The 26,064-nt window shown below is 60.9% G+C and carries 27 protein-coding genes; 15 read left to right on the forward strand and 12 right to left on the reverse strand.

Features of this window, described 5'->3' with window-relative positions; translation table 11 throughout:
• Positions 1-9 precede the first annotated feature (9 nt).
• The 9 genes from KUV46_05675 to KUV46_05715 all read left to right on the forward strand — a co-directional run bounded on the left by KUV46_05675 (position 10) and on the right by KUV46_05715 (position 9,665).
• Positions 10-1,872: an ABC transporter ATP-binding protein/permease gene (locus KUV46_05675; GenBank protein ID QYJ01880.1), complete on the forward strand. Its 1,863-nt coding sequence runs from the start codon at positions 10-12 to the stop codon at positions 1,870-1,872.
• The gene (locus KUV46_05680; protein QYJ01881.1) at positions 1,872-2,597 is read left to right on the forward strand and encodes a type 1 glutamine amidotransferase; all 726 of its coding nucleotides are present in this window, start codon (positions 1,872-1,874) and stop codon (positions 2,595-2,597) included. The genes KUV46_05675 and KUV46_05680 overlap by 1 nt, the downstream gene beginning before the upstream one ends.
• Before the next feature lie 77 nt (positions 2,598-2,674).
• On the forward strand, positions 2,675-4,192 hold the full coding sequence (locus tag KUV46_05685; protein QYJ01882.1) for a phosphomannomutase/phosphoglucomutase: 1,518 nt from the start codon (positions 2,675-2,677) through the stop codon (positions 4,190-4,192).
• A gap of 95 nt (positions 4,193-4,287) precedes the next feature.
• Positions 4,288-5,592 carry a UDP-glucose/GDP-mannose dehydrogenase family protein gene (locus KUV46_05690; protein ID QYJ01883.1) on the forward strand — a complete coding sequence of 435 codons (1,305 nt, stop codon included), beginning with the start codon at positions 4,288-4,290 and terminating at the stop codon, positions 5,590-5,592.
• Positions 5,592-6,542 (forward strand): SDR family oxidoreductase, encoded by a 951-nt coding sequence (locus KUV46_05695; protein ID QYJ01884.1) that lies wholly within the window; start codon positions 5,592-5,594, stop codon positions 6,540-6,542. The genes KUV46_05690 and KUV46_05695 overlap by 1 nt, the downstream gene beginning before the upstream one ends.
• A 51-nt stretch (positions 6,543-6,593) precedes the next feature.
• Positions 6,594-7,244, forward strand: coding sequence for a fructose-6-phosphate aldolase (fsa, locus tag KUV46_05700; GenBank protein QYJ01885.1), 651 nt, complete (start codon positions 6,594-6,596; stop codon positions 7,242-7,244).
• A 75-nt stretch (positions 7,245-7,319) separates the two neighbouring features.
• Positions 7,320-8,318 (forward strand): adenosine kinase, encoded by a 999-nt coding sequence (locus KUV46_05705; protein QYJ01886.1) that lies wholly within the window; start codon positions 7,320-7,322, stop codon positions 8,316-8,318.
• A gap of 108 nt (positions 8,319-8,426) precedes the next feature.
• Positions 8,427-9,152 carry a response regulator gene (locus KUV46_05710; protein ID QYJ01887.1) on the forward strand — a complete coding sequence of 242 codons (726 nt, stop codon included), beginning with the start codon at positions 8,427-8,429 and terminating at the stop codon, positions 9,150-9,152.
• Between the two features lie 162 nt (positions 9,153-9,314).
• Positions 9,315-9,665: a helix-turn-helix transcriptional regulator gene (locus KUV46_05715; protein ID QYJ01888.1), complete on the forward strand. Its 351-nt coding sequence runs from the start codon at positions 9,315-9,317 to the stop codon at positions 9,663-9,665.
• Here KUV46_05715 and hslU read toward each other — a convergent pair.
• From hslU to KUV46_05730, 3 genes are read right to left on the reverse strand one after another with little or no spacing between them, the layout of a single operon-like run.
• Positions 9,655-10,959: an ATP-dependent protease ATPase subunit HslU gene (gene hslU, locus KUV46_05720; GenBank protein ID QYJ01889.1), complete on the reverse strand. Its 1,305-nt coding sequence runs from the start codon at positions 10,957-10,959 to the stop codon at positions 9,655-9,657. The genes KUV46_05715 and hslU overlap by 11 nt on opposite strands.
• On the reverse strand, positions 10,959-11,525 hold the full coding sequence (gene hslV / locus KUV46_05725) for an ATP-dependent protease subunit HslV (GenBank protein QYJ01890.1): 567 nt from the start codon (positions 11,523-11,525) through the stop codon (positions 10,959-10,961). The genes hslU and hslV overlap by 1 nt, the downstream gene beginning before the upstream one ends.
• Before the next feature lie 52 nt (positions 11,526-11,577).
• Positions 11,578-13,482 (reverse strand): EAL domain-containing protein, encoded by a 1,905-nt coding sequence (locus tag KUV46_05730; protein QYJ01891.1) that lies wholly within the window; start codon positions 13,480-13,482, stop codon positions 11,578-11,580.
• Positions 13,483-13,681: 199 nt separating this feature from the next.
• Between KUV46_05730 and hisB the strand changes: the two genes are divergently transcribed.
• A complete protein-coding gene (gene hisB, locus KUV46_05735) occupies positions 13,682-14,278 on the forward strand; it encodes an imidazoleglycerol-phosphate dehydratase HisB (GenBank protein ID QYJ01892.1) in 597 nt (198 codons plus the stop codon).
• An 802-nt stretch (positions 14,279-15,080) separates the two neighbouring features.
• On the opposite strand, the gene KUV46_05740 is transcribed toward hisB, so the two are convergent.
• Positions 15,081-16,517, reverse strand: a complete 1,437-nt coding sequence (locus KUV46_05740) for an amidohydrolase (GenBank protein ID QYJ01893.1) — start codon at positions 16,515-16,517, stop codon at positions 15,081-15,083.
• Positions 16,518-16,624: 107 nt separating this feature from the next.
• Between KUV46_05740 and hisH the strand changes: the two genes are divergently transcribed.
• The 4 genes from hisH to hisE are packed head-to-tail and all read left to right on the forward strand — an operon-like array spanning position 16,625 to position 19,145.
• The gene (gene hisH, locus KUV46_05745; protein ID QYJ01894.1) at positions 16,625-17,269 is read left to right on the forward strand and encodes an imidazole glycerol phosphate synthase subunit HisH; all 645 of its coding nucleotides are present in this window, start codon (positions 16,625-16,627) and stop codon (positions 17,267-17,269) included.
• On the forward strand, positions 17,266-18,009 hold the full coding sequence (gene hisA / locus KUV46_05750) for a 1-(5-phosphoribosyl)-5-[(5-phosphoribosylamino)methylideneamino]imidazole-4-carboxamide isomerase (GenBank protein ID QYJ01895.1): 744 nt from the start codon (positions 17,266-17,268) through the stop codon (positions 18,007-18,009). Before hisH ends, hisA begins: the two co-directional genes overlap by 4 nt.
• The gene (gene hisF / locus KUV46_05755) at positions 18,010-18,768 is read left to right on the forward strand and encodes an imidazole glycerol phosphate synthase subunit HisF (protein ID QYJ01896.1); all 759 of its coding nucleotides are present in this window, start codon (positions 18,010-18,012) and stop codon (positions 18,766-18,768) included.
• 20 nt (positions 18,769-18,788) lie between these two features.
• Positions 18,789-19,145: a phosphoribosyl-ATP diphosphatase gene (gene hisE / locus KUV46_05760; protein QYJ01897.1), complete on the forward strand. Its 357-nt coding sequence runs from the start codon at positions 18,789-18,791 to the stop codon at positions 19,143-19,145.
• Here the strand turns inward: hisE and KUV46_05765 are convergent.
• The 3 genes from KUV46_05765 to KUV46_05775 form a co-directional block, all read right to left on the reverse strand.
• Complete coding sequence (locus KUV46_05765) at positions 19,142-19,651, reverse strand: Smr/MutS family protein (GenBank protein ID QYJ01898.1); 510 nt, start codon at positions 19,649-19,651, stop codon at positions 19,142-19,144. The two genes, hisE and KUV46_05765, sit on opposite strands and share 4 nt — an antisense overlap.
• 9 nt (positions 19,652-19,660) lie before the next feature.
• Positions 19,661-20,962: an MltA domain-containing protein gene (locus KUV46_05770; GenBank protein QYJ01899.1), complete on the reverse strand. Its 1,302-nt coding sequence runs from the start codon at positions 20,960-20,962 to the stop codon at positions 19,661-19,663.
• A 76-nt stretch (positions 20,963-21,038) separates the two neighbouring features.
• Complete coding sequence (locus KUV46_05775; protein ID QYJ01900.1) at positions 21,039-21,632, reverse strand: Tim44/TimA family putative adaptor protein; 594 nt, start codon at positions 21,630-21,632, stop codon at positions 21,039-21,041.
• 138 nt (positions 21,633-21,770) lie between these two features.
• Between KUV46_05775 and secB the strand changes: the two genes are divergently transcribed.
• Positions 21,771-22,307: a protein-export chaperone SecB gene (gene secB, locus KUV46_05780; protein QYJ01901.1), complete on the forward strand. Its 537-nt coding sequence runs from the start codon at positions 21,771-21,773 to the stop codon at positions 22,305-22,307.
• Between the two features lie 33 nt (positions 22,308-22,340).
• Here secB and dnaQ read toward each other — a convergent pair whose 3' ends face one another.
• Genes dnaQ through KUV46_05805 form a run of 5 tightly spaced genes read right to left on the reverse strand, consistent with a single transcriptional unit; the run spans position 22,341 to position 25,891 of the window.
• On the reverse strand, positions 22,341-23,045 hold the full coding sequence (gene dnaQ / locus KUV46_05785) for a DNA polymerase III subunit epsilon (GenBank protein QYJ01902.1): 705 nt from the start codon (positions 23,043-23,045) through the stop codon (positions 22,341-22,343).
• Positions 23,042-23,647: a dephospho-CoA kinase gene (gene coaE / locus KUV46_05790; protein QYJ01903.1), complete on the reverse strand. Its 606-nt coding sequence runs from the start codon at positions 23,645-23,647 to the stop codon at positions 23,042-23,044. Before coaE ends, dnaQ begins: the two co-directional genes overlap by 4 nt.
• The gene (aroE, locus tag KUV46_05795; protein QYJ01904.1) at positions 23,644-24,465 is read right to left on the reverse strand and encodes a shikimate dehydrogenase; all 822 of its coding nucleotides are present in this window, start codon (positions 24,463-24,465) and stop codon (positions 23,644-23,646) included. Before aroE ends, coaE begins: the two co-directional genes overlap by 4 nt.
• Positions 24,462-25,061 carry a Maf family protein gene (locus KUV46_05800; protein QYJ01905.1) on the reverse strand — a complete coding sequence of 200 codons (600 nt, stop codon included), beginning with the start codon at positions 25,059-25,061 and terminating at the stop codon, positions 24,462-24,464. The genes aroE and KUV46_05800 overlap by 4 nt, the downstream gene beginning before the upstream one ends.
• The gene (locus KUV46_05805; GenBank protein ID QYJ01906.1) at positions 25,058-25,891 is read right to left on the reverse strand and encodes a kinase/pyrophosphorylase; all 834 of its coding nucleotides are present in this window, start codon (positions 25,889-25,891) and stop codon (positions 25,058-25,060) included. The genes KUV46_05800 and KUV46_05805 overlap by 4 nt, the downstream gene beginning before the upstream one ends.
• Positions 25,892-26,064 lie beyond the last annotated feature (173 nt).

A 26,064-nucleotide genomic window follows, 5' to 3' on the forward strand; every position in this document is an offset into this window, starting at 1 on the left:
GGGCGAGCCATGTATCGCTTCTTCGAACGCCGTCTGAACCCATTCCCGGATGCCCAGGGCGGCCTGCCGCCCGGCCGGTTCCTGGCCTTCGTCTGGCACTATATTCGCGGCGCGGTGCCGTGGCTCATCGCCATGTCGTTCTTCACCGCCATCATCGCGGTTGGCGAGGTCGCGCTGTTTGGCTTCCTTGGCGGGATTGTCGACTGGCTGGCAGAGGCTGACCGAGACGGCTTTGTCCAGCGCGAAGCCGGCACGCTGATCCTGATGGGCGGTGTGCTCCTGATCGGCCTGCCGCTCGCCACGCTGTTGCAGGGACTGATCGTCTATCAGGGCCTGATGGGCAACGTTCCGATGAGCGCGCGCTGGCGCATGCACCGCCAGATGCTGGGCCAGTCCATGGGCTTCTTCGGTAATGAGTTTGCTGGCCGGGTTGCCACCAAGGTCATGCAGACAGCGCTCTCTGTCCGCGAGTCCGTGATGAAGGTGCTCGACGTCTTCGTCTTCGTGATCGTCTATTTCGTCTCCGCGCTCGCCCTGGTCGCAAGCGCGGACTGGCGCCTCACCCTGCCGCTCATCCTGTGGGCGGTGGTCTATGGCTTCATCATGTACTGGTATGTGCCGCGCCTTGGTAAGATCGCCGAGGAGCAGGCCGATGCCCGCTCCATCATGACGGGGCGCATCGTCGACTCCTATACCAATATCCAGACGGTGAAGCTGTTTGCCCATTCGGGGCTTGAGGAAGACTATGCCAAGGGCAGCATGTCAGGCTTCCTCGGCACCGTGTACCGCCAGATGCGCATGGTCACGAGCCTCAACGCCATCGTCTATCTCAACAATTCGCTCCTCGTTTTCCTGATCGCAGCTGGCGGCATCTATCTCTGGCTTGGAGAGCTCGTGACCGCTGGCGCTGTTGCTGCTGCGGTCGGCCTCGCCTTGCGCATCAAGTCGATGTCGCAATGGATCATGTGGGAAGTCGCGGGCCTGTTTGAGAATATCGGCGTCGTCTTTGACGGCATGTCGATGCTGAAGAAGCCCGTCGCCGTAGAGGACCGCGAAAACGCGCAGCCCCTGCCCCCCGTCAGCGGCGCTGTGCGTTTCGAGAACGTCGCTTTCCATTATGGCAAGGGCAGCGGCGTCATTGAGGGGCTGACCCTCGACATCAAGCCGGGCGAGAAGATCGGCCTGGTCGGCCGCTCTGGCGCGGGCAAGACGACGCTGACCAACCTACTCCTCCGTTTCTATGACGCCGAGGCCGGGCGCATCCTCATCGACGGGCACGATATCGCTGCCGTCACGCAGGACTCGCTTCGCTCCCAGATCGGTGTAGTGACGCAGGATACCTCCCTCCTCCACCGCTCGATCCGCGAGAATATCGCCTATGGCAGGCCCGGCGCGAGCGATGAAGAAATCCTCGCGGCGGCTGGCCGCGCCGAAGCGCTGGGCTTCATTCATTCGCTTGAAGATGCGAAGGGCCGGACCGGGCTCGACGCCCATGTCGGCGAGCGCGGCGTAAAGCTTTCTGGCGGCCAGCGCCAGCGCATCGCGATTGCCCGTATCTTCCTGAAAGACGCGCCGATCCTGATCCTTGATGAGGCCACCTCCGCGCTCGATTCCGAAGTCGAGGCCGCTATTCAGGGCAGCCTGTTCGACCTGATGGAGGGCAAGACCGTGCTCGCCATTGCGCACCGCCTCTCCACGATTGCGGCGATGGACCGGCTTATCGTGCTCGATAATGGCGAGATCGTTGAACAGGGTACGCATGAAGCGCTTGTTGCGGCAGGCGGGCTCTATGCAGACCTCTGGTCGCGCCAGTCCGGCGGCTTCCTTGTCGAGCCGGAGCCTGCGAGAGACTATTCAGAAGAGACGACCTAATGAAACTGACGATACTCGAAACCGGCCTGCCGCCGCAGGCCATGCAGAATGACTGGCCGCGCTATCCGGCCATGTTCGAAGACCTAATCGCCCCGCACCTGCCAGGCCTCACCTGTGAGAGCGTCGCTGTCAGTTCGGGCGAACCCTTCCCGGACCTTGAAGAGGTTGAAGCACTGCTTGTGACGGGGTCTGCCGCTGGTGTCTATGAACAGCATGACTGGATGGGCCCGCTCCTCAACACGATCCAGCGCGCCGCCGCGAAAGGCGTACCGCAGATAGGTGTCTGTTTTGGCCATCAGGCGATCGCCAAGGCGCTCGGCGCCAAAGTCGAGAAGTCTGACAAGGGCTGGGGCATTGGCCGGCACGTCTATGATGTCTGCGAGCGCCCGGACTGGATGGGCGATTTTTCTGCCGACACATTCTCCCTCGGTGTAAGCCATCAGGACCAGGTCCAGAGCCTGCCGCCCGGCGCCAGCGTCGTCGCCCGCTCGGACTTCTGCAACTACGCCGTTCTGGACTATGGCCACGTGCCCGCCATCAGCTTTCAGGGCCACCCGGAATTCTCCAGCGGCTTCTGCTGCGCCCTTTATAATGTCCGCCGTGGCACCGCATTTTCAGCCGAGCGCGTCGACGAAGCCTGCGACAGCCTCGAGACGCCGGTCGATAACCCCCTTGTTGGCAAATGGATGGCGAACTTCCTGCTAGGCAGCGCCGCGCGAAGATAAGTGACCCTTGAGGCTGGAAAAGTGTCATCTTTTCATGCCATCACAGGTAGTAGACAGTTTCAGGAGACCCGCAGCCCATGATGCCGAAGCCGCGCGCCGACATTGCCCCCAACTCGATCGAGTTCGAAACCCTGCCGCTGGTCAAGCCGACCGGCTTTCGAGAATACGATGCGCGCTGGTGGTTCGGCATCCCCGGCAGCGACAAGGCGCCGGAGCTGAACCTGCTCGGCGCCGAAGCGCTTGGCCTTGGCATGGCGACTCTATTCCATGAGCTTGGCGTTCAGCCGAAAGTCGTGACGGGTCATGACTTCCGCTCCATCTCGCTGCCGATCAAGAATGCGCTGAAGCTTGGCCTCGTCGCCGGCGGCTGCGAGGTTCTGGATGTCGGCCTTGCGCTCTCGCCAATGGTTTACTGGGCCCAGTTCGAGCTCGATGCCGATTGCTGCGCCATGGTCACCGCCAGCCACAATGAGAATGGCTGGACCGGCGTGAAGATGGGCGCGAACAAGCCGCTCACCTTCGGGCCTGATGAAATGGGCCGCCTGAAAGAGATTGTGCTGAATGGCGAGTTTCAACCGCGTGCCGGTGGCGGAACCTTCCGCGTCGATGGGCTGCGCGAGAAGTATATCGCATCAGTGTCAGAAGGCATTTCCCTGAAGCGCAAACTGAAGGTCATTGCCGCCTGCGGGAATGGCACGGCAGGCGCGTTTGCGGCTGATGCCCTTCGCGCCATGGGCGCTGACGTGATCGAGATGGACTGCAATCTCGACAACACCTTCCCGAAATACAATCCGAACCCCGAAGATTCCAAGATGCTCCACGAGATGGCAAAAGCCGTCAAAGAACATGGCGCGGACGTTGCGCTTGGCTTTGATGGCGACGGAGACCGTTGCGGCGTGGTCGACAATACGGGCGAGGAAATCTTCGCCGACAAGATCGGCCTGATGCTGGCACGCGACCTCTCAAAGGTACATCCAGGCGCGAACTTCGTTGTCGATGTGAAGTCGACTGGCCTCTACAAGACCGATCCGGTGCTGAAGGAGAACGGCTCCTCGGTCGATTATTACAAGACCGGCCATTCCTACATCAAACGGCGCACGACAGACCTTGGCGCGCTGGCCGGGTTTGAGAAGTCGGGCCACTTCTTCTTCCGCCCGCCCATCGGGCTTGGCTATGATGATGGTATCGTGGCCGCTGGCGCGATCCTGCAGATGCTGGACCGCAACCCGGACAAGACGATGGCGGACCTCAAGGGTGAGCTTGGTATCGCCTACACCTCGCTCACCATGTCGCCGCACTGTGATGACGAGATCAAATATTCGGTCATCGAGAAGATGGTCGCCGAATATGAAGGCATGGCTGGCAAGGAAATCCTCGGCCGCAAGGTGGTCGATGTGAACACGGTCAATGGCGCGCGCGTCACGCTGGAAGATGGGTCATGGGTGCTCGTCCGGGCATCATCGAACAAGCCTGAGCTCGTCGTCGTTGTCGAAAGCCTTCAGTCTGAAGACGATATGCGCGACCTGTTCCGCAAGGAGGTCAAACCGCGCCTCGGCAAACACAAGGAAGTCGGGAACTACAATCAGGAAATCTAGGGCTTGCCTGCCTGCCCCACTGTCTTGACCTCTTGGCATAAAAATCGCACCCCTCGCCGCAAATTCGTGGCAGCAACAGAAACAGGACTGAAGCCATGCGCGTAGCGATGATCGGAACAGGCTATGTCGGCCTTGTCAGCGGGGCATGCTTTGCCGATTTCGGCCATGTGGTCACTTGCGTCGACAAGGATGCAAGCAAGATCGACCGGCTAAAAAGGGGCGAGATCCCGATCTTCGAGCCGGGCCTCGATGCGCTGGTTGCCCAGAATGTCGAAGCGGGCCGTCTGGCCTTCACGACGGAAGCGAAGGACGCGATTGCCAGCGCGGACGCGGTCTTTATCGCGGTCGGTACGCCTTCCCGGCGCGGCGATGGTCATGCGGACCTCTCCTATGTCTACGCGGCTGCCAAGGAAATCGCAGAGCTGATGGACGGCTTCACCGTCGTCGTGACCAAGTCGACCGTTCCTGTCGGCACGGGCGACGAGGTTGAGGCGATCATCCGTGAGACCAATCCGGATGCTGACTTTGCTGTTGTTTCGAACCCTGAATTCCTGCGCGAAGGCGCGGCGATCAAGGACTTCAAGATCCCTGACCGGGTCGTCGTTGGCACCGACAGCGAGCGCGCCCGCGAAGTGATGCGTGAGCTTTACCGTCCGCTCTTCCTCAATGAGACGCCGATCCTCTTCACCAGCCGTCGGACCTCTGAGCTGATCAAGTATGCGGCGAACGCTTTCCTGGCGGTGAAGATCACCTTCATCAACGAAATGGCAGACCTCTGTGAGGCCGTTGGCGCGAATGTGCAGGAAGTCTCTCGCGGGATCGGTCTTGATGGCCGGATTGGCCGGAAATTCCTCAATGCAGGCCCTGGCTATGGTGGCTCCTGCTTCCCGAAAGACACGCTCGCCCTGACCAAGACGGCCAATGATGCAGGCTGCCCGGTGCGCATTGTCGACACGGTTGTCGAGGTCAACGCCGCGCGCAAACGCGCCATGGCCGACAAGGTCATCAAGGCGATGGGCGGCGACGTGAAAGGCAAGACGATCGGCGTGCTCGGCCTCGCCTTCAAACCGAACACGGACGATATGCGCGACGCCCCTTCGCTCGACATCATTCCGGCGCTTACAGAAGCTGGGGCAACTGTCCGCGCCTATGACCCGGAAAGCATGCATGAGGCAGGGAAGCTTCTCTCCGGCCTCGACTATGCAGAGAGCGCCTATGCGGCCATCGATGGCGCAGACGCTATGGTCATCATCACCGAGTGGGACCAGTTTCGCGCGCTCGATCTTGACCGGGTGAAGACATCGCTGAAGAGCGACATCGTCGTTGACCTTCGCAACATCTATTCGCCCGAAGACATGGCCAAACGAGGCTTCACCTATATCAGCGTGGGACGTCCCTGATGCATCTGGCACCCCGGATCATGATTACCGGCGGTGCCGGTTTCATTGGCTCTTTCCTGTGTGAGCGCCTGCTCGACCAGGGGGCCGAAGTTCTCTGTGTCGACAATTTCTTCACGGGCACGCGCAGCAATGTCGCGCACCTCATGGACAATCCACGCTTTGAGCTGATGCGCCATGATGTGACCTTCCCGCTCTTTGTGGAAGTCGACCAGATCTACAATATGGCCTGCCCGGCCAGCCCGATCCATTACCAGTTCGACCCGGTGCAGACGACGAAGACGTCAGTGCATGGCGCGATCAATATGCTGGGCCTCGCCAAACGGACCAAGGCAAGGATCCTCCAGGCCTCAACGTCCGAAGTCTATGGCGACCCGGAAATCCACCCGCAGGAAGAAAGCTATTGGGGTAATGTGAACCCGATCGGCCCGCGGAGCTGTTATGATGAGGGCAAGCGCTGCGCCGAGACGCTCTGCTTTGACTATCACCGCCAGCATGGGGTCGAGATCAAGGTCGCGCGCATCTTCAACACCTATGGCCCGCGCATGCACCCGAATGACGGGCGCGTTGTTTCCAACTTCATCATGCAGGCGCTGCGCGGTGAGGACATCACCATCTATGGCGATGGCAGCCAGACCCGCAGCTTCTGTTTCGTCGATGACCTTGTGGACGGGCTGATCGGCCTGATGAACACCGAAACCGGCGTCACCGGCCCGATCAATCTTGGCAATCCGGGTGAATTCACCATCAAGGAACTGGCCGAGCTGGTCATCGAGATGACTGGCACGTCGTCAAAGCTGGTGCAGAAGCCGCTTCCGCAGGATGACCCGCGCAAGCGAAAGCCGGACATTACCCGCGCCCGCAATACCCTCGGCTGGGAGCCGCAGGTGAAACTCCGCGACGGACTTGAGAAGACCATCGCTTATTTCAGAGAGCTGCACGCGGCTGGCTAGCCCGATGGGCCCATCATTGCTAAAGCGCCAACAGACGCGCAGGAGGCCCAAATGAAATTCTTCGTCGACACCGCAGACACAGATGAAATCAAGTCGCTCGCAGAGGCGGGCCTGATCGATGGCGTGACGACCAACCCATCGCTGATCGCGAAGTCAGGACGCAACATGTCCGACGTCATCGCCGAGATCTGCGATCTGACCACCGGCCATGTAAGCGCTGAAGTGGTCGCGACCGATTTCGACACGATGGTGAGCGAGGGCCGCAAGCTTCAGAAGATCGCGTCCAATGTCGCGGTAAAGCTGCCGCTGACCATGGATGGCCTGAAGGCCTGCCGCACGCTGAGCGATGCGGGCACGGCCGTGAATGTCACGCTCTGCTTTTCGGCGAACCAGGCGCTTCTCGCTGCCAAGGCCGGTGCAGCCTATATCTCGCCCTTCATCGGCCGCCTCGACGATATGAATATCGACGGGATGGAAGTGATCGAAGAAATCCGGATCATCTATGACAATTACGGCTTCGAGACCGAAATCCTCGCCGCGTCGATCCGGAATGCGAACCATGTGAAGCTGTCAGCGCTGGCCGGGGCAGACGTGGCGACCGTGCCGCCGAACGTGCTGCGCGGCCTTGCGAGCCACCCGCTGACGGACAAGGGCCTTGCCGCATTCCTCGCGGATGCTGAGAAAGCTGGCATCAAGATCTGACCAAGCACGCGCTGCACCAAGGCGCGTTATCCAACGGGCTTAGCCGCCCGAACCCATAGAAAACTGAGGTAAATTTTGACCGATACCCGATTTGACGTCGTTGGCCTTGGAAACGCGATTGTCGACGTTTTCGCCAGTGTCGAGGATTCCTTCCTGGAGCAGCATGACATCCGCAAGAATGGCATGACGCTGATCGACGAAGAGCGTGCTGACGCACTGGTCGAAGCCGCGCCTGAAGGCCCGCAGCTTTCAGGCGGCTCTGGGGCCAACACGATTGTCGGTATTTCCAGCTTTGGTGGCCGCGCCGGTTATATTGGCAAGGTCGCAAAAGACACGCTGGGCGACGTTTTCCGCAAGGATATGAATGATAGCGGCATTCCGTTCGACACGCCTGCGCTCGAAGATGGCCCTGCAACCGCGCGTTGCATCATCTTCGTGACGCCAGACGGCGCGCGCAGCATGAACACCTTCCTCGGTGCCTCGGTTCTCTTCTCGGCGAGCGACGTCAACGAGCAGATGGTGAAAGACGCCGCCATTCTGTATCTGGAAGGCTATCTGTTCGATCAGGAAGACGCCAAGGCCGCTTTCGTCCACGCCTCAGAGATCGCGCAGGCTGCAGGCCGCAAGGTTGCGCTGACTCTCTCGGATGGCTTCTGCGTTGAGCGTCACCGCGAAAGCTTCCTCCACCTCATCAAGAACCATGTCGATCTTGTCTTCGCCAATGAGGACGAAGCCCTGTCGCTTTACCAGACCGACAATTTCGACGAGGCGGTTGAGCGGATGCAGGCCGATGCGGGCCTTGCCGCCATCACGCGGTCCGAAAAAGGCTCCGTCGTGATCAGCCCCGAAGGCGCTGTCGCTGTTGCCGCAGAACCGATCGACAAGGTTGTCGACACGACCGGTGCGGGCGACCAGTATGCTGCAGGTTTTCTATTCGGTGTCAGCCGCGGCCTGCCGCTGGAGACCTGTGCAAAGCTCGGCCATATCGCCGCCGCCGAGGTGATTTCGCATTACGGCCCGCGCCCTGAAGTTTCGCTAGCCGAACTCGCCCGCAAGGCCGGCATCGACATCTAGAATGAGGCCGTGCTGCACACAGTTTCATGCGGTGCAGCACGGCTAATTTTTTCTAAACCTGTTTGGGGCTTAGTGGGGCTCACAAAACAAACAGGTGAGTAGATGGGCGTGGCAGATAATCTTGAACGGGAACTGCCGTATCTGCGCCGCTATGCCCGCGCTGTGACAGGAAGCAGCCAGCGCGGCGACGCCATCGTCGAAACGGCGATTTCTTCACTCATTGGCGAACAGGGCCCTGCCGTCGACAGGCTGGGGTTTTTCACAAAACTCGAAGCGGCGATCCGCGATACGCTGCCTGAGGCCGCTTCCGGGGCCGATCCGGCCTCCCGCTCGCGCCGCGCGCTCCTCCTCACCGCCATGGAAGGCTTTCCTGTCTCGGAGACCGCCATCATCCTCGGTTGCGAAACGGACGAAGTCGGCGCGCTCATGGTTGAGGCCGAAGACGAGCTTACCCGCTCGCTCCAGACCAGCGTCTTCGTCATGGAGGACGAGCCGCTTGTCGCCGCCCATATCTCACAGATCGTCAGCGAACTTGGCCATGATGTGGTCGGTCAGGCGGTCACGCGCGACCAGGCGATAGAGCGATGCCGGGCGCTCAAACCAAGCCTCCTTCTGGCAGACGTCCAGCTGGCCGATGGGTCATCGGGCGCTGAAGCTGCAACAATCATTACAGAAGAGCTGGGTATCCCCGTGGTATTCATCACCGCCTATCCGCAGAAATTGCTGATGGGGCGCGATGGTGAGCCGGTTTACCTCATTCCCAAGCCGTTCAGGCCAGACATGGTAAAGGCTGTTGTGAGCCAGGCGCTCATCCAGAATCTGAGAGCCCAATAAAAAAATGGCCGACGAAATCGCCGGCCAGTTGGATGGGTTGTCGAGTTGGAATGCATCCGCCTTCACAAGCCCTATGCACTGCGCCCGCGAACCGTTCCATCTTTCGTTGAGGCCGCTGCATAAACTTCGCCCAGCGCGCAAATCAGTCTAGAGCGCCTTCTTATGAAGTGGCGTGCGCTCGAAGATGACTGGTGTCCTGTGGCCCGGACGCTTTCTCTGGTCGGAGAGAGATGGACGCTGCTTATCCTGCGCGATTGCCTGCTAGGTGAAACACGGTTCGAGGCGTTTGCACGCTCCACGGGCGCGACCCGGCACATTATTGCGGACCGCCTTAAGCGGCTCGTGGCCGCCGGCCTGCTCGAGCAGAAACCCTACCAGCAGCGGCCCGTACGTTTTGACTATATCCTGACCGAGCGCGGCAGAGAGCTCGCGCCCGCACTGGAAACGTTCCGCGACTGGGGCCGGACCCACTTGCCGATCAGGCGGTCAGCCCGGCCAAACGCTACAGAATGAACTTCGACAGGTCCGTGTTGCCTGCAAGGTCGGACAGCTGTGCATCGACATAGTCAGCCGTGATAGTGACGGTCTCACCCTTGCGGTCATTGGCCGTAAAGCTGATCTCGTCCAGCAGGCGTTCCAGAACAGTCTGCAGACGGCGCGCGCCGATATTCTCAACCGTGTCATTCACGCGAACCGCCACATCGGCGAGCGCGTCGATCGCTGCGTCTTCGAACTGTAGGTCGACACCTTCGGCCTGCATGAGTGCCTGGTGCTGGCGGATAAGCGAGGCTTCCGGCTCGACCAGGATGCGGCGCATATCGGCCTTGCTGAGCGGCTTCAGCTCAACCCGGATCGGCAGGCGGCCTTGCAGCTCTGGCAGCATGTCGGACGGCTTTGAAACGTGGAAAGCGCCCGACGCGATGAAGAGAATATGGTCTGTGCGGACCGGCCCGCGCTTGGTCGAGACGGTCGTGCCTTCGATCAGGGGCAGAAGGTCGCGCTGCACGCCCTCGCGGGAGACATCGGCGCCGCTGCGATTGCTACCGGCAGCGACCTTGTCGATCTCATCGAGGAAGACGATGCCATCGGATTCCACGAGGCGGATCGCTTCACGGGTGACGCTTTCCTCATCGATCAGTTTGTCGGCTTCCTCGCCGATCAGAGGCTTGTAGGCATCGCGAACCGTGGTGCGCACGCGCTTGGTACGTCCGCCCATCGCCTTGCCGAGCAGGTCGCCAAGATTGACCATGCCCATGGAGCCACCTGCTCCCGGAATGTCCATCATGGGCATGCCAGTGCCTGTATCCTGCAGCTCGATGTCGATGTCGCGGTCGTCGAGTTCGCCGTCGCGGAGCTTGCGGCGGAAGACTTCACGCGTGGAGTTTTGGGCATCTTCGCCAACGAGGCTGTCGAGCAGACGTTTTTCAGCCGCTTCGCGGGCCTGTTCCTCGACCTGCTTGCGGCGCTGGGCTTTTACCATGCCAACGGCAGATTCAACGAGATCACGGATGATCTGTTCGACATCACGGCCGACATAGCCGACCTCTGTGAACTTGGTCGCCTCAACCTTCAGGAAGGGCGCATTGGCAAGCTTGGCGAGGCGGCGGGACACTTCTGTCTTGCCGACGCCGGTCGGGCCGATCATCAGGATGTTCTTCGGGGTGATTTCCTCGCGCAGGTCATCAGGCGCCTGTTTGCGGCGCCAGCGATTGCGGAGGGCGAGCGCGACGGCGCGTTTTGCATCGCCCTGCCCGACGATATGGCGGTCCAGCTCGGCGACGATTTCCTTGGGGGTCAAGAGATCCATCAGTCTTTCAGGTCCAGTTTCTCGATCGAGAAGTTCGAATTGGTGTACACACAGATGTCGGCAGCAATTTCCATGGCCTGACGGCCGAGCTTCTCGGCATCTGCTTCATAGGGATAAAGTGCTCGGGCGGCCGACAGCGCATAATTGCCGCCGGACCCGACAGCCACGACGTTATGCTCTGGCTCCAGCACATCGCCGGCGCCCGTAATGACCAGCGTCGTATCGCGGTCGGCGACGATCAGCAGGGCTTCCAGCTTCTGAAGGTATTTTTCCGTGCGCCAGTCCTTGGCGAGCTCAACCGCGGCACGCTGCAGCTGGTTCGGAAACCGCTCCAGCTTCTGCTCGAGGCGCTCAAACAGGGTGAAGGCATCGGCCGTTGCGCCCGCGAACCCGGCCAGGATGTCGCCCTTGCCGAGACGGCGCACCTTGCGCGCATTGCCCTTCATGACGGTTTGACCCATCGACACCTGGCCATCGCTCAGAATGACGACGTGGTCTCTCGTGCGCACCGCGAGGATGGTGGTCCCGTGCCAGAGCGCTGAATTCTGTCTGTCTTGATCAGTCACGCCCGGTGATGTGGCGCGGACGGCCCGGCTCTGCAAGAGCCTTGGCGCTTTCTCACGCTGCAGCAGGCTGCCGGTTGCGGCGGACCATCTCGATAAATTTTTCCAGACCGACCGGCGGGCTGAAGAGATAGCCCTGATACTGGTCGCATCCGCGGCGCTTCAGGAACTGCAGCTGGTCATCGGTCTCGACGCCTTCGGCCACGGTTTCCATGCCAAGCGTTTCAGCCATACCAAGGATCATCTCGACGATGGCTGGCGCCTGCTTGTCGCTGTGAAGGTTGGAAATGAAGGCACGGTCAATCTTGAAGACGTCGAATGGCAGTCGCCCAAGCATGGCGAGGTTGGAATGGCCGGTGCCAAAATCGTCAATCGCAAGGCGAACGCCCATCGATTTCAGCGGCCCGACAACATCGCGCAGACGCTCCGGGTCGGTGACGGCAACGCTTTCCGTGATCTCAAGCTGCAGAAGACGCGGCAGCAGGCCCGCCGTGGTCATGGCATCGACCAGCATCGTGCCAAGGTCATCATTCTCGAACTGGCGCGGCGACACGTTCACCGCAACAGAGATGTCGTCATAGCCCATCTCGGCCCACCGGGCCGCGCCTATACAGGCCTTGCGGGTAATCTGTTCGCCGATATCGCCGATGAGTCCGCAGCTTTCAGCCACAGGAATAAAGACGCCGGGCGATACGATGCGGCCGCTATCGAGCTGCCAGCGGGCCAACGCCTCGGCGCCGACGATCCGGCCCGTCGCAAGGTCGACCTTTGGCTGGAAGACAGGGGTGAACGCACTCTGCTCGACGGCAGTGCGGACTTCCGATTCGAGACGTTTGCGGGCCGCTGTCTGGCGGTCGAGCTTTGGCGAGTAGAATTGCAGCTCTGCGCCTTCAGTGCGCTTTGCCTGAACAAGGGCCGTATAGGCGCGTTTGCGAATGTCCTGCGGGTTCTGGCCGTCTTCCGGGATCATGGCGATGCCGGCGAATGCGGTGAAAGTCACCTTTTTGCCGCCAATCGTATAGGGCTCTTTCAGCCGGACGAGCAGAGACTTTGCAATCCGGTTGATCTCATTGCGCGGGCCGACCCTGTCGATCATCACGCCGAAATCATCAGATGCCAGCGCAAAGGCGGGCCAGCGACCATCCGGCAGACTGTAGGCGGCCTGCTGCTCGCTGAGGAAGCTCGTAATCCGGCGCGAGATTGCAGACTGGACCTCAAGCACGAAGGCCGTGTCCTGATGGTCGCCTTCCATCTGCATGGGCTCTGTGTCGATCTGGATGAAGGCGGACGGAAACTCGAAAGAAGAGCGGGAAATGAACTGTGTCAGCTGGCGCGTCAGTTCGGCGCCGTTTCCAAGGCCTGTGCGCTCATCGATATAGGCGGCGCTGACAAGGCGCTCATTCTCACGCTGGAGCTGCTGGATCCTGCGGACCAGCGTGGTGCGAAGACGGCGGAGTTCTGCGAAGAGGACTGTCTTTTCGCGATCAGGAAGGCCCTGCTTCAGGGACGTTCGCGATACGAGGCTTGTGATCTCGCTCGACTGCTGGGCAACAAGCTGGGCAAAGAAATTGGCGAAGAAATACGAGATGATCGTCACCAGAAGGATGACGCCGACAACGACGGGCAAAGACACAACCATGGTGCCCGGCAGGGCCCGCAGCATGACGAGCTCGCCGCGCACATCCCCCGCAGACGCGATTGGATAGCGCCGGCCATTCTCCAGCACCTGCGGCGCTGCCTTGCCCGCGATGAGGTTGCCCTCAAGATCGAAAGCGGCGGCCCTGCCCGGGGAAAGCCGCTCCAGTATGGCGTCTGCATTATTCTCATTGCCGAAAGCAAGTTCGACATAGATGCCATCAGCGACACGCGTCGCAATCCGGTCCGAGCGATCAGACAGGGCGCGTTCTGCAGAAACCAGGAAGAGAATAGAGACAGCACTCGCCGCAACGAATGCAAGCAAAGCGGCGCCAGTCGGTAGAGCGTTCGCGAAACTTGTCCGCGACAAAACCCGTTCGAATGTAGATGTCCTAGTCAGATGCCACCCCCGTGTTCACGCGGCTTCTCTCCTGCGTTAAATGCACACTCGGTGATAAACTTTAGAAATCCGTGAACAAATCTGCAGTAGCCCTTGACGCGAACACAAACTATTTCAGGCAACGATGACCAAGACGCGCACTTCCACGATTACCCGCACGACCCGCGAGACCGATATTACGGTCACGGTGAACCTTGATGGGACCGGCAAGACGAACGTCCAGACCGGCGTTGGTTTCTTCGACCACATGCTGGACTCATTTGCCCGCCACAGCTTCATCGACCTCGACGTGAAGGCGGATGGCGACCTGCACATCGATGCCCACCATACGGTTGAGGATACTGGCATCGTGATCGGCCAGGCCATCAAGGATGCGCTGGGCGATTTCGCGGGTATCACCCGCTTTGGCCACGCCTACATCCCGATGGATGAGACGCTGAGCCGTGCCTCCGTCGACCTCTGCAAACGGCCCTATCTCGTCTGGAAGGTCGATTTCCGGCGCGACAAGATTGGCGATATAGACACCGAACTCTTCAAGGAGTTCTTCCACGCGCTCGCCGGGAATGGCGGCATGTGCCTGCACATCGAGAATCTCTATGGTGAGAATAATCACCACATCGCAGAAAGCTGCTTCAAGGCGGCGGCCCGCGCGCTGCGCATGGCGGTGACGCCTGATGAGCGCCTCGGCGGTAAACCCGCATCGACAAAGGGCAGCCTCTAGGAGAAATAAATGCCCAAACTTGTCGCTATGCCCGTCACGCAAGAACCCAAAACGAAGTAGAAAGGGCCACTATTCTTTCGAACCCAGTATTTGAACTTATCGGCCCGTCCTAACCGCAATCGGTTGCAGTCGCTCTCTAAGCATGAGATCTGCTCGTCAGAATAACCTTGGACTCTGATAGCGGCTCTGGCCCTATCGCCAAGCCCACTGCAGTCCAGCCCATCTAAAACTTCCTCTTTGCGCTCACACCATCCGTATGGAGACTTCTCGGGTAACTTGGACCACAACGTCCAATAGTCGCCCCCATTCCTTACGAACTCTGCTGAGAAGCAGGACGTCACTACTGCGTTGGCCAGTGCCTTTTCGAGGGGCATTCCAGCTTTTTCGCAGAACTCATCAAGCTGGTACGTTGTAGCGACAACCCACGTTTTGCCTTTGCGATTACCTTCAAGCGAGTAATTGGAGCGGGTAAACCAGTTGTTCTCAATAGGATGACGTGTCACGAAAAGTAGCTGAACGTCAGTATTAACATACTGCTTTCTTAATCGTTCTAGCTCCGTATCCGCTATTTCTCCCCATCCCCCAACACGAACTTGCTCAATGCGATCAGAGGATGGCTCTATCTGCAGAGTCTTCGATTGCTTTAGAAATTGCTCAAACCGCTTCTTGCTGAAACCTCGAGGCGGAAGACCCAAATAGACGATCCTGTAGCTTCCCACCATTCTTCACCCCAACACCCCAAATGCTTTGGCGATATGATATCGCCAAAGTTGAGTTAGTCGAGCCTGCCGATAGTAAGTGGTTATTTCCGATAATCGAGCGGCGGTTCGCGGTCGCCGAGCAGTGACTTGTACTCGTAATTCTCACCGCGCTTCTCCTCGAACTCTTCGCGGGCCGCTTCGACGAGGGCCGGGTTCTGGTAAAGCTCGATAGCGGCCGCGGTCAGCGTCTTGGCGGCAAGCTCTGTGCCCTTTTCACCGATGGACATGCCGCTTGCGGCGACAGCCTGCCAGCTATGGGCAGAGGTGCCCGGCACCCAGGTTGCGGTGCGAAGGCCGACAGTTGGCGCCGCAAATGAGACATCGCCCACATCGGTCGAGCCATAGCCGAGCGAGACCTCATAGGGCTGAACTTCCTCCTGCGAGCCAAGCTCATTGCGGGGATTGTCGAAGGTGGAGACGATGTTCTCGGCGAACTGCTGTTCTTCGGCGGTGTAGGTGATGCCGCCAAACTCGCGCAGCTTGCTATCCATCATCTTGGCCAGCGTCTCATTGACGAGCAGCGGATTGTTGCCGTGGATGACTTCCCAATCGACCTCAGTGCCTGTGCCCATGGCGGCGCCGCGCGCTGCATTTTCAAGACGTGCCCAGATCTGCTCGACCCCTGCCGGCTCAGGGTGGCGGACATAATAGAAGACCTCGGCAAAGTCCGGCACCACGTTCGGGGCTTCGCCGCCTGAGGTGATAACGTAGTGCATACGGGCATCCTGCGGGATGTGCTCATGCATCATGTTCGCCATCATGTTCATTGCCTCGACGCCATCGAGCGCAGAGCGGCCGCGCTCTGGTGCGCCTGCTGCGTGAGCGGATTGGCCTGAAAAGCGGAACTTGGCCGAGCGGTTGGCAAGTGTCGTCGATGCGGCCGCCGAGTTGCGGTCAGACGGGTGCCAGTGAAGGGCGATGTCCACGTCATCGAAGAGACCGGCGCGGACCATATAGACCTTGCCGCTGCCACCTTCTTCGGCAGGCGTGCCATAAAGGCGGATCATGCCGGTTGCGTCATTGTCTTCCAGCCAGTGGCGGATCGCGACAGCCGCGGAGACAGACCCCGCCCCGAAAAGGTTATGGCCACAGGCCTGGCCTGCATGCTTGTTCTCGACGGGCTGGCGGACTGGGCTGGCGCTCTGGTTGATGCCCGGCAGCGCGTCCATCTCAGCGAGGATCGCGATGACAGGTTCGCCGGTGCCGTACTCAGCGATGAAGGCAGTTGGAATATCCGCGACGCCTGCCTCAATGGTGAAGCCTTCGGCGGCGAGCTGGTCCTGGAGGAGCTGCGAGGAACGGTTCTCCTGATAGCCCACCTCGGCCCAGTCCCAGAGGCTCATCGCGATTTCAGAGATCATCTCTGAGCGTTGCTCGACCAGCGAGCTTGCCGTTTCAGTCGATGGGTCGGCGGCGGCTGGCAGGGCCAGCGCGGCCGACGCAATACCGGCGGCCAGAAGCGAGGGGATCAGGCGCATGAATTCGTCTCCAATGTGATCTGAGCCGCGACCTTGCGTCAGGCATGCACATCAATCAAGCCAAGCCCACTTTTACTTCGGCTCCGGCCCCGCTAAGAGCGCAGGCGATGACCGACCTCGTTCTCATAGATTATGGCTCTGGCAATCTTCATTCGGCCGAACGCGCGCTGAATGAGGCGGGCAAGTCATGCCCGGGCGGCGCGTCGGTCCGCGTGACCGATGATCCGGAAGCCGTGAGCAAGGCAGACCGGATCGTTCTGCCGGGTGTTGGCCATTTTGCAGATTGCGCGCGGGGGCTGTTTGCCCGCGAGGGTCTTGTCGAGGCTTTGAGCGAAGCGGTGATGCAGCGCGGCGTTCCTTTCCTCGGCATCTGTGTCGGCCTGCAGCTGCTCGCGACGCGCGGGCTGGAAGATGGCGTGACCGCGGGACTGGACTGGATCGCTGGCGATGTCGACCGGATTGAACCCGGGCCCGGCCTCAAGATCCCGCACATGGGCTGGAATGGTCTGGAAATATTACGCCCTCACCCCGTCCTGAGTGACCTTGGCGATGACCCGCATGTCTACTTCACCCACTCCTACAGCTTTCGGGCAAAGGACGCCTCCGATGTGCTGGCGCAGACGGACTATGGCACCCCGCTGACGGCAGTGATCGGCCGAGACAATATGGTCGCCACCCAGTTCCACCCCGAGAAAAGCCAGCGCGTGGGGCTCAAACTTCTCGCCAATTTCCTTCAATGGAGCCCGCAATGACGACCCCTTTCGAGCTCTGGCCTGCCATCGACCTCAAGGACGGCAATTGCGTGCGTCTCCTGCGCGGCGAAATGGATCAGGCGACGACGTTCAACCCGGACCCGGCCGATCAGGCCGCCCGCTTCAAGGCGATGGGGTTTGACCGGCTTCACGTCGTTGACCTCAATGGCGCATTTGCGGGCGATAGCGCCAATGGCGACGCCGTCCGTGCGATCCTGTCTGCTGTGGATGTGCCGGTCCAGCTTGGCGGCGGTATTCGCACACTGGCGCAGATCGAAGTCTGGCTCGATGCCGGTCTTAGCCGCGTCATCCTCGGCACCGCGGCCCTGCGGGACCCGGAGCTGGTGAAGACCGCAGCAAAAGCCTTCGAGAACCAGATCGTCGTCGGCATTGATGCGCGCGATGGCCGCGTTGCCGTCGAAGGCTGGGCCGAAACCTCCGACATGGAAGCCGTTGATCTGGCGCAGCAGTTCGAAGGCTGCGGCGTCGCCGCGCTTGTCGTGACCGATATTTCGCGCGACGGCATGAAGAGCGGCATCAATGTCGACTTCACCGCAAAGATGGCGGATGCGGTGTCCATTCCGGTCATCGCGTCTGGCGGCCTTGCCAGCGTGAAGGACATAACTGACCTCAAATCAGCTGACGGCGATCGCGCCGTAGCGGGCACCATTCTTGGTCGCGCGCTCTATGATGGTGACATCGACCCGGCTGAAGCCATTCAGGCGGCAGGGGCGCGCTAGATGCTGAAATCCCGCATCATCCCGTGCCTCGATGTGAAGGATGGGCGCACCGTGAAGGGCGTCAATTTCGTCGACCTGCGCGATGCGGGCGACCCGGTGGCGCTGGCAAAGGCTTATGACGAGGCGGGCGCAGATGAGCTCTGTTTTCTCGACATCACGGCCAGCCATGAAGGGCGCGGCACAATGCTGGATGTTGTCCGGCGCACGGCGGAGCAATGCTTCATGCCGCTGACGGTTGGCGGCGGCGTGCGGAGCGGTGACGACCTCGTCCAGCTGCTTCGGTCGGGCGCTGACAAGGTGGCGATCAATTCGGCCGCTGTGGCCAATCCGGGCGTGATTTCAGAATGTGCCGCCCGCGCAGGCAGCCAGGCTGTCGTGGTCGCCATTGACGCGCGCCAGACCGGCGACCATTGGGAAATCTTCACCCATGGTGGGCGCAAGCCGACCGGCATTGATGCCGTCGAATTTGCGCGCGAGGCCGAGAAGCGCGGCGCAGGCGAGATCCTGCTCACCTCCATGGACCGTGACGGGACCAAGTCCGGCTATGACATTGCTCTGTTGAAAGCGGTGACCTCAGCGGTAAATCTTCCCGTGATCGCTTCGGGCGGTGCCGGGTCCGCAGCCGACCTGCCCCCAGCAATACTCGAAGGCGGCGCAACTGCCGTGCTCGCCGCCTCGATCTTCCACTTTGGCGAAGTCAGCCTCGATGAGGCGCGCAAAGCCCTTTCAGACGCCGGTGCGCCGGTGCGCCCCCTCTAATGACGACTGGACAAAACGACATGTCGAAGACCGAACTCGGCTCTGCCAAACGCCTGAACGAGCTCGTCGCCCTGCTTTCCAAGACGGTGGATAGCCGGGTCGGGGGCGATATTGAAAAGAGCTATACGGCGCGGCTGATCAAGTCGGGCCCAATCCGCTGCGGCAAGAAGATCGCCGAGGAGGGCGCAGAGGTTGCGCTGGCTATCGCCGCGCAGGGCCGCAAGGAAGTGGCCGCTGAAACGGCTGACCTGCTATTCCACCTGCTGGTGGGCCTGCGCGCAAAAGGCGTTTCGCTGGACATGGTCGCCGATGCGCTGGCAGAGCGCCGGGGTGTGTCCGGCCTCGCTGAAAAAGCGGCCCGCACCAAGAAAGACTAGCGTTTTCTGAGGAATACATAGAACGCACCCTCGCCGCCATGGCGTGGGTGAGCGCCTGCATATCCGGTGATGAGTGCGCGGGCTTCTGGCATTTCCACCCAACGCAGGAAATTGTGGCGAAGAACGCCGCCGCCTGCCTTGCCCTTGCCCGTAATCACAATGACGGCGCGGCTGCCGCGTGCCTGTTCGCGGGCGAGGAAGGCCGGAAGCGCACTCCAGGCTGATGCCTGCGTGTGGCCGTGGAGGTCGAAACGGCCCGAAATGGAAATCTTGCCGCGGCGGACCTGTTTGTCGGCGCTCCGGTCACGAGGTGCGGCTGGGGTGGCTGGACGGTGCAGTGACGGTGTACTGGCGGTGTTTTCAGAGGGTGTTTTGTCGAGGACCGGTCTTGTGATCGCCGGGGCGCGTGGTCGGGGCACGGATTTACTGCCGCCAAGTGGACGCACCGACCGGCGGACCTGTTCCCAGGCTTTCTTTTCATCAGGTTTGAGGGGCCGGTCGCTCATTGGCCCGATTTAGGGGGCCGGAGGGTTCCGGCCAAGGTCGGCATAGGCATCGACGCCTGGAATGCGATCGGCCACCGCGCGCGGGAGCAGCACCCAGAGACGTCCCGGCGCATTCATCGTGCCTGCCCTTTCGCCCGCTTCCTTGCCTGTGCCGAAATAGATGTCGCCGCGGACCGGGCCATTCACGGCGCCGCCTGTATCCTGCGCCACCAGCATGCCGGACCAGTCGCCGCCAAGCCCCGGCGCAGTGGTCTGGATGAACATGGGAACGCCCATGGGGTTATGCTCCCGGTCGATGGCGACGGAGCCAAGCGGGGTCAGCGGGACGCCCATCGCGCCCTTGGGGCCTGTCTCGCCCTCTTCGGGTTCTTCCAGCGTAAAGAAGATGTAGCGCGGATTAGCGTTCATCGCCTGACGCACCTGTTCGGGCGTTGCGCGGTCCATCCAGGCGCGAATGCCCTGCATGGAGGCTTCGCCGCGCGTGATCCAGCCGCGATTGAGAAGCCAGTTGGCAGTCGAGCCAAACCGGTGACCATTATGAGCGGCATAGACCGCCTTCATCGTCGTGCCGTCGGGAAACACAAGTTTCCCCGAACCCTGAATCTGGAGGAAGAAGACATCTGCCGGGTGGGCATAGGCCAGCGGTTCGACACCCGCCTCGGTAATCGCCTTGCGATCAGGATATGGCCGGCGCGTACCGTTTGGCAGGCGCTGAAAGATGCCGACGCCGCTTTCGCGCTCAAGGTCTTGGGGATAAGCGGGGACGGGTTCGGTAAAGGGCGCCTCTGGCGCGGTGCGCGCTTCGTAGACGGGTTCAAAATAGCCAGTGAAGCGGGAATTGCCGTCCGGGGAGTTGATCTCGACCGGGCGGAAAAGCGTCTGCATCACGGTGCGGGCGGAGACTTCATCCTCGACCACTTCGAGGGCGGCGCAGGCCGGGAGCCAGTCCATCGTGCTGCCTGCCCACGGGGCGACAGATGAGATCGGCGCGTCAGCTGCGCCTTCGCGGAAGACAGCGCAGCTTTTGCGTAGCGCCATCACGCCCGGATAGAGCGTTGCTTCCTCCCAGCCCGGCAGGCTGGCAAAGGCGGCTGGCGCAGGCGGTGCCTGACGCACGGCATCCGGGTTGATTTCCTTTTCAGGCGGCCGCTCATCGGGCTGGCGCGAGCGCGGTGTCGGCGCGGGATGCCCCATGGAAACGTCGCGATGCGCCGTGCCATGAGATCGGCTGCTGCCGTCTTCGGAATTCGGAGAGCTCGCACAGGATGCGGTCAGGCAGGCTGCCAGAATAAGGCCAGTCAGTCTCATCATGGCGCAAAGAGTTGCCGGGTTTCGCCGAAATCGACAACCGGAAAGTCTCAGCGCGGCTGAAGGGCGCGTCGCTCGACTATGGCGTGTCGACGTCGTCCAGAAGCCAGTTTGGATCATCCGAAGAGGTGTCCCGCATGAAGGTCCAGAGCTCCTCAGAGGTCCGCGTCATGTCGCCGATGCCGAGCTCAGACTGGAAGCGCACTGTTACGCGGGCCGTGCCGCCAGCGTCGAGATCAGCTGCGTCGATCTCGCTCTGCTTCAGGCGAAGGAGCTGAGGCGCCTCGGCGCCGGTCTTCTCGCGCTCAACGATGGCTGCGTCCCAGGCTTCATAGACATCGGTGTCGAGCCATTGGCCGAGTGTGACGCGGTCACCTTCTGCAAAGGCTTTGACCAGCATCTCATAGGCCGAGCGGGCACCAGACAGGAATTCCTTCGGGTTGAAGCTTGGATCAGCCGAATGGATCGCTTCGAGGCCGCTTGCCGCCGGGCCAGTGAAAGCGGGGCGAAGGCCGGCCGGATTCTCGCGCGGCTGCGTCGCCGGCTTGTTGCCGACGGCAGGTTTCTGATCTCGCGAACGTCCCTCCGGCGGGCCAGCATCACTGCCAAGCGTGGTGTAAAGCCGCCAGCCAACGAAGACGGCAATCGCGGTGAGGAGCAGTAGTTCGATCATCGAAGAGTTCATTTCGTCTCCGTGGAGGGGTCGTATTCGGACTCATATAGTCAGCTTTTGCCCTATGCCACCCGTTGTTGCGCAAGGAAGGGCCGCATGATAGGCGCGAAACCCAGTTTTCGAGAGGATTTCGCTGTAATGTCAGATACGACAGACACCGCTGCACAACCACAACAACAGCCGACCGGCCCGAGCATGCGCGTCCTGAACCAGTACATCAAGGACCTGTCATTCGAGAATCCGGGTGCCCGTGTGAATGAGCAGCCGAATGTCGATCTTGGCATCGATGTCCAGGCGAATGCCCAGAACCGCGAAGAAGGCGTCTATGAAGTCGTCCTGAAACTCAATGCGCGCGCCGGAACCAAGGAAACAGCCCTGTTCCTGGTCGAGCTTGAATATGGCGGCCTGTTCCAGATCCAGAACGCCTCGAGCGCCGATGCAGAAGCCATGCTTCTGATCGAGTGCCCCCGTCTTCTCTTCCCGTTTGCCCGCCGTCTGGTCGCAGACCTCACCCAGGAAGGCGGCTTCCCGGCGCTGCGCATTGATCCGGTCGACTTCACCGCGCTCTACCGCCAGCAGCGTGCCCGCATGCAGCAAGGCACAAATGGCGCACCTGTCGACAATGGCACCGCCGCCCCGGCCGGTGAGCCGGAAAACAAAGAAACCGAAAACTGATCTTGTGAGATCTGCCCAACTGGGACGCGCCGGCTAGCCCTGGTAGCGCGCCCAGATCGGGTTATCGCCCAGAGTCGCCACAAAGGCGGCATGGGCCTCCTGCTCTTCACCGGTGATCGGCGAAGCTAGCGGCTGCGGACGTGTTTTTGCCCGGCGGAAGTTCGCCTCACCGTCGCTTTCATCCCTGTTCGAGAAGTCAAAGGCACGCGCGCGGCCACCGCGAAGCTCCAGATAGACTTCGGCGAGAAGCTGGCTGTCGAGAAGTGCGCCGTGAAGCGTACGCGCTTCGAGGCCGATGCTGTAGCGTTTGCAGAGCGCATCGAGCGAAGCAGGCGCGCCGGGGTGGCGCTTCTTTGCGATTTCCAGCGTATCGACCCAACGCTCCAGCGGGACTTCGGCTCGGCCACAACGCACGAGTTCTGCATTCAGGAAGCCGCGGTCGAACGCTGCATTGTGCGCGACCAGTGTGGAGTCGCCGACAAACTCCAGAAACGCATCGACGATGCGCGGGTCTTCAAAGAAAGGTTTGTCGACCAGCATCTCATCCGTGATGCCGGTAATTTCTACGGTCTTGGCAGACACAGACCGGCGCGGATTAATCCGCTCGTGAAAGGTGCGGCCCGTAGCGACGTGATTGATGAGTTCGACGGCGCCAAGCTCAATGATCCGGTCCTCACCTGACCAGTCGAGACCGGTGGTTTCGGTATCGAAAGCAATCTCACGAAGCGGCTGGCTCATCTCTCTTCCCTGTCCATTTTGGTCAGCAAGTGGATGATTGCGTTTACATGGGTTCGGGCGAAATCGAAACCGAAGGCTGTAGAAATGATGAAGTCGGCGCGGGCCCGCTTTTCCGCATCCGGGACCTGTTTGGCGACGATCTTTTCGAAGTCTGATTCAGACATTTCATTGCGCGCCATAACACGTTCCCGCTGGACTTCTGGCGGCGCGGAAACCACCGCAACATAGTCGCAGCGCTTGTCGCCGCCTGTCTCATAAAGGAGCGGGATATCGAGCACGGCGAGCCCTGCCCCGGACTTCAGCGCTGAGGTGCGAAATTCTATCTGGGTCTGGCCGACGAGCGGGTGGACGATGGCCTCCAGGTCTTTCATCGCATCGGGGTCTTCCATGACGATGTCGCGAAGACGCTGGCGGCTGACCGCGCCATCGACAATCACGCCCGGAAAGCGCTCACCGAGCGGTTCTACGGCAAGGCCGCCCTGCGCATAGATGGAATGGACCGCCGCATCGGCATCATAGACCGGAACACCGCCATCCGCGAACATGGCGGCGGTGGCGCTCTTGCCCATGCCGATAGAGCCGGTCAGTCCGAGGATGATCATGCGTTCTGCTCCAGCGATGTACGGCAAGCGGTGAGGGCGACTTCGATATCCGGGCGTACGCCGTCGAACCAGATGGAGAAGCTTTCCGCCGCCTGGCAGACCAGCATGCCGAGGCCGTCTTCGGTCTTCCAGCCTTGCACCTTGGCGTGGGCAAGCTGAGCTTCTGCAGGGGCGCCATAGCTCATATCGTAAAATAGCCGGCCCTCGCCTGCGGGTAGCGGTATATGGGCACCGCCATGCCCGGCGCTGGTCGTATTGATAACGAGGTCGGCGCGTTCAGCATGATCAGACAGGGCATCAAGCGGGCCTGAGAGATGTGGACGTGAGCAGCATTCGGTGAGGATCTGCTCGGCTTTCTCGACTGTCCGATTGAGCAGGATGATATCTGCCCCTGCCCTGTCGAGCGCGAAGAGACCGGCCCGGGCCGCGCCGCCTGCGCCAAGCATAAGGACCGTCTTGCCCGTAAATTCCGAGAGGCCGAGCCGGCCGAGCGCGGCGATGAGGCCCGGCGCGTCCGTATTGTCAGCGCGCCAGCCACCTGGTGGCAGCCGGGACAGCGTGTTCGCCGCGCCAATCGCATCTACCGCAGCAGATTTTTCCGACGCCTTGGGCAGTACCGCCTGCTTGTGCGGCAGGGTAACGTTGAGGCCCAGAAATTCCTGATATTCGAAATCATCAAGCGCGGCAGCGGTTTCACCTGCCGGAACGCGGATCGACTCGTAGGAGGCGTCGAGGCCGAGCGCGTCGATCCACGTCATGTGGATAAGCGGCGAGAGCGAGTGGCCGACCGGGTCGCCAATGACTGCGAGGCGTCTCATGACTGCAGCACACCGCGTGTGCGGAGGTAATCAAGGAGCGGCAGAAGCGGCAGGCCGAGGATGGTGAAATAATCTCCCTCGATCCGTGTGAAGAGCTGCGCGCCGAGATCTTCGAGCATGTAGGCGCCAACCGTTTTCAGAAGGCCCTCCCCGCTCTTGTCAAGATAGGATGCGATGAAGTCTTCACTGAGCGGGCGGACGGTCAGTTTGGGTGCCGCAAGATGGCGCCAGACCGGTTCGCCATTTTCGGCAATTACGATCGCCGTCTCCAGCCGGTGTGTCTTGCCGGAGAATTTGCGCAGGTGATTGCCCGCGTCCGCCATGTCTTTTGGCTTGTCGATCGGCTCGCCGTCGAGGTTCAGCATCTGGTCGCCGCCAATGACGAGGCCGGGCCGGCGCTGGGAGATTTTGATCGCTTTCAGTTCCGCAAGCTGCATTGCCTGGTCGGCAACGCGCATGCCCTTGGCGCGGAAGGTCGCCTTTGCCGCGTCTTCATCGACATTCGGGCGGACAGCTTCTGCCTCGACGCCAGCATTGGCGAGGAGACGCCGGCGGCTTTCGCTGCCGGAAGCGAGAATAACGGACGGCGCGCTCATTCCTGGTCGTGCCTCTGATTGAGCTTGTTTAGGATGGCGGCAGCGGTTTCTTCCACACTGCGGCGGGAAACATCGATCACGGCCCATTTGCGGCGCTGAAACAGGCGGCTCGCCTCCGTCACTTCGGCGCGCACGGCTTCCTCGTCGGTATAGTCGGTGATCGAGTTTTCATTGAGGGCCATTAGACGCTGACTGCGGATCTGGACGAGGCGCTCCACCCCAATCTTGAGGCCGATCACCATCGGGCCGGTCTTGGGGTCAATTTCATCGAGCACGGGCGGCATCGGCATGCCGGGCACGAGCGGAATATTGCCCGCCTTCACGCCCCGGTTGGCAAGATACACACAGGTTGGCGTCTTCGATGTCCGGCTGACACCCAGAAGGATGACGTCAGCGGCGAGAAGCCCCTGCAAATTCTGGCCATCATCATGGGCCAGCGCGAAGTTGATCGCCTCGATCCGCTCAAAATATTCGGCATTGAGCGCGTGCTGGCCGGCGACACGGTCACTCGCGGTCACGCCAAGGTGACGGCTGAGCATGTGGATGGACGGATCGAGCACGGCGAGTGTCGGGATGTGGCGCGCGCGGCAGAACTGTTCCAGCTTGAGGCGCAAATCCTCATCCGAAATGGTAAACCAGACAACGCCCGGCGCAGCCTCGATCTCTCGCATCACACGTTCGAGCTGGCGTTCGGAGCGAACCAAGTAATAATTGTGTTCGAGCGGCGTGACGTTTTCGAACTGCGCGGCCGCCGCGCGCATCACTGCGTTCAATGTCTCACCCGTCGAATCCGACACAAGATGGACATTGAAGAATATACTCGGGCGCATTGCGGCTCCGCTGATTGATGAACGGCCGGACCCTGCCGTGTCTTGAAAGAATCGACAACCCCTGTGGAGGAGCTGTGGATAGAGATTCCAGCCCGGCGGCTTTCACCACATTTCCACATTCGGCAAACGCCCACAGGCAGGATTCACGAGCTGTTCTTTGGGCGTGAATGATC

Origin of the sequence: Thalassovita mediterranea, assembly GCA_019448215.1 — a bacterium.
Taxonomy (GTDB): Bacteria; Pseudomonadota; Alphaproteobacteria; order Caulobacterales; family Hyphomonadaceae; genus Henriciella.

Bases quoted from the DNA above. Each gene is read 5' to 3' on its own strand.
- KUV46_05675 (QYJ01880.1), top strand. From the start codon at position 10: ATGTATCGCTTCTTCGAACGCCGTCTGAACCCATTCCCGGATGCCCAG.
- KUV46_05680 (QYJ01881.1), top strand. From the start codon at position 1,872: ATGAAACTGACGATACTCGAAACCGGCCTGCCGCCGCAGGCCATGCAG.
- KUV46_05685 (QYJ01882.1), top strand. From the start codon at position 2,675: ATGATGCCGAAGCCGCGCGCCGACATTGCCCCCAACTCGATCGAGTTC.
- KUV46_05690 (QYJ01883.1), top strand. From the start codon at position 4,288: ATGCGCGTAGCGATGATCGGAACAGGCTATGTCGGCCTTGTCAGCGGG.
- KUV46_05695 (QYJ01884.1), top strand. From the start codon at position 5,592: ATGCATCTGGCACCCCGGATCATGATTACCGGCGGTGCCGGTTTCATT.
- fsa (QYJ01885.1), top strand. From the start codon at position 6,594: ATGAAATTCTTCGTCGACACCGCAGACACAGATGAAATCAAGTCGCTC.
- KUV46_05715 (QYJ01888.1), top strand. From the start codon at position 9,315: ATGAAGTGGCGTGCGCTCGAAGATGACTGGTGTCCTGTGGCCCGGACG.
- hslU (QYJ01889.1), bottom strand. From the start codon at position 10,959: ATGGATCTCTTGACCCCCAAGGAAATCGTCGCCGAGCTGGACCGCCAT.
- hisB (QYJ01892.1), top strand. From the start codon at position 13,682: ATGACCAAGACGCGCACTTCCACGATTACCCGCACGACCCGCGAGACC.
- KUV46_05740 (QYJ01893.1), bottom strand. From the start codon at position 16,517: ATGCGCCTGATCCCCTCGCTTCTGGCCGCCGGTATTGCGTCGGCCGCG.
- hisH (QYJ01894.1), top strand. From the start codon at position 16,625: ATGACCGACCTCGTTCTCATAGATTATGGCTCTGGCAATCTTCATTCG.
- hisA (QYJ01895.1), top strand. From the start codon at position 17,266: ATGACGACCCCTTTCGAGCTCTGGCCTGCCATCGACCTCAAGGACGGC.
- hisF (QYJ01896.1), top strand. From the start codon at position 18,010: ATGCTGAAATCCCGCATCATCCCGTGCCTCGATGTGAAGGATGGGCGC.
- hisE (QYJ01897.1), top strand. From the start codon at position 18,789: ATGTCGAAGACCGAACTCGGCTCTGCCAAACGCCTGAACGAGCTCGTC.
- KUV46_05765 (QYJ01898.1), bottom strand. From the start codon at position 19,651: ATGAGCGACCGGCCCCTCAAACCTGATGAAAAGAAAGCCTGGGAACAG.
- KUV46_05770 (QYJ01899.1), bottom strand. From the start codon at position 20,962: ATGATGAGACTGACTGGCCTTATTCTGGCAGCCTGCCTGACCGCATCC.
- KUV46_05775 (QYJ01900.1), bottom strand. From the start codon at position 21,632: ATGATCGAACTACTGCTCCTCACCGCGATTGCCGTCTTCGTTGGCTGG.
- secB (QYJ01901.1), top strand. From the start codon at position 21,771: ATGTCAGATACGACAGACACCGCTGCACAACCACAACAACAGCCGACC.
- dnaQ (QYJ01902.1), bottom strand. From the start codon at position 23,045: ATGAGCCAGCCGCTTCGTGAGATTGCTTTCGATACCGAAACCACCGGT.
- coaE (QYJ01903.1), bottom strand. From the start codon at position 23,647: ATGATCATCCTCGGACTGACCGGCTCTATCGGCATGGGCAAGAGCGCC.
- aroE (QYJ01904.1), bottom strand. From the start codon at position 24,465: ATGAGACGCCTCGCAGTCATTGGCGACCCGGTCGGCCACTCGCTCTCG.
- KUV46_05800 (QYJ01905.1), bottom strand. From the start codon at position 25,061: ATGAGCGCGCCGTCCGTTATTCTCGCTTCCGGCAGCGAAAGCCGCCGG.
- KUV46_05805 (QYJ01906.1), bottom strand. From the start codon at position 25,891: ATGCGCCCGAGTATATTCTTCAATGTCCATCTTGTGTCGGATTCGACG.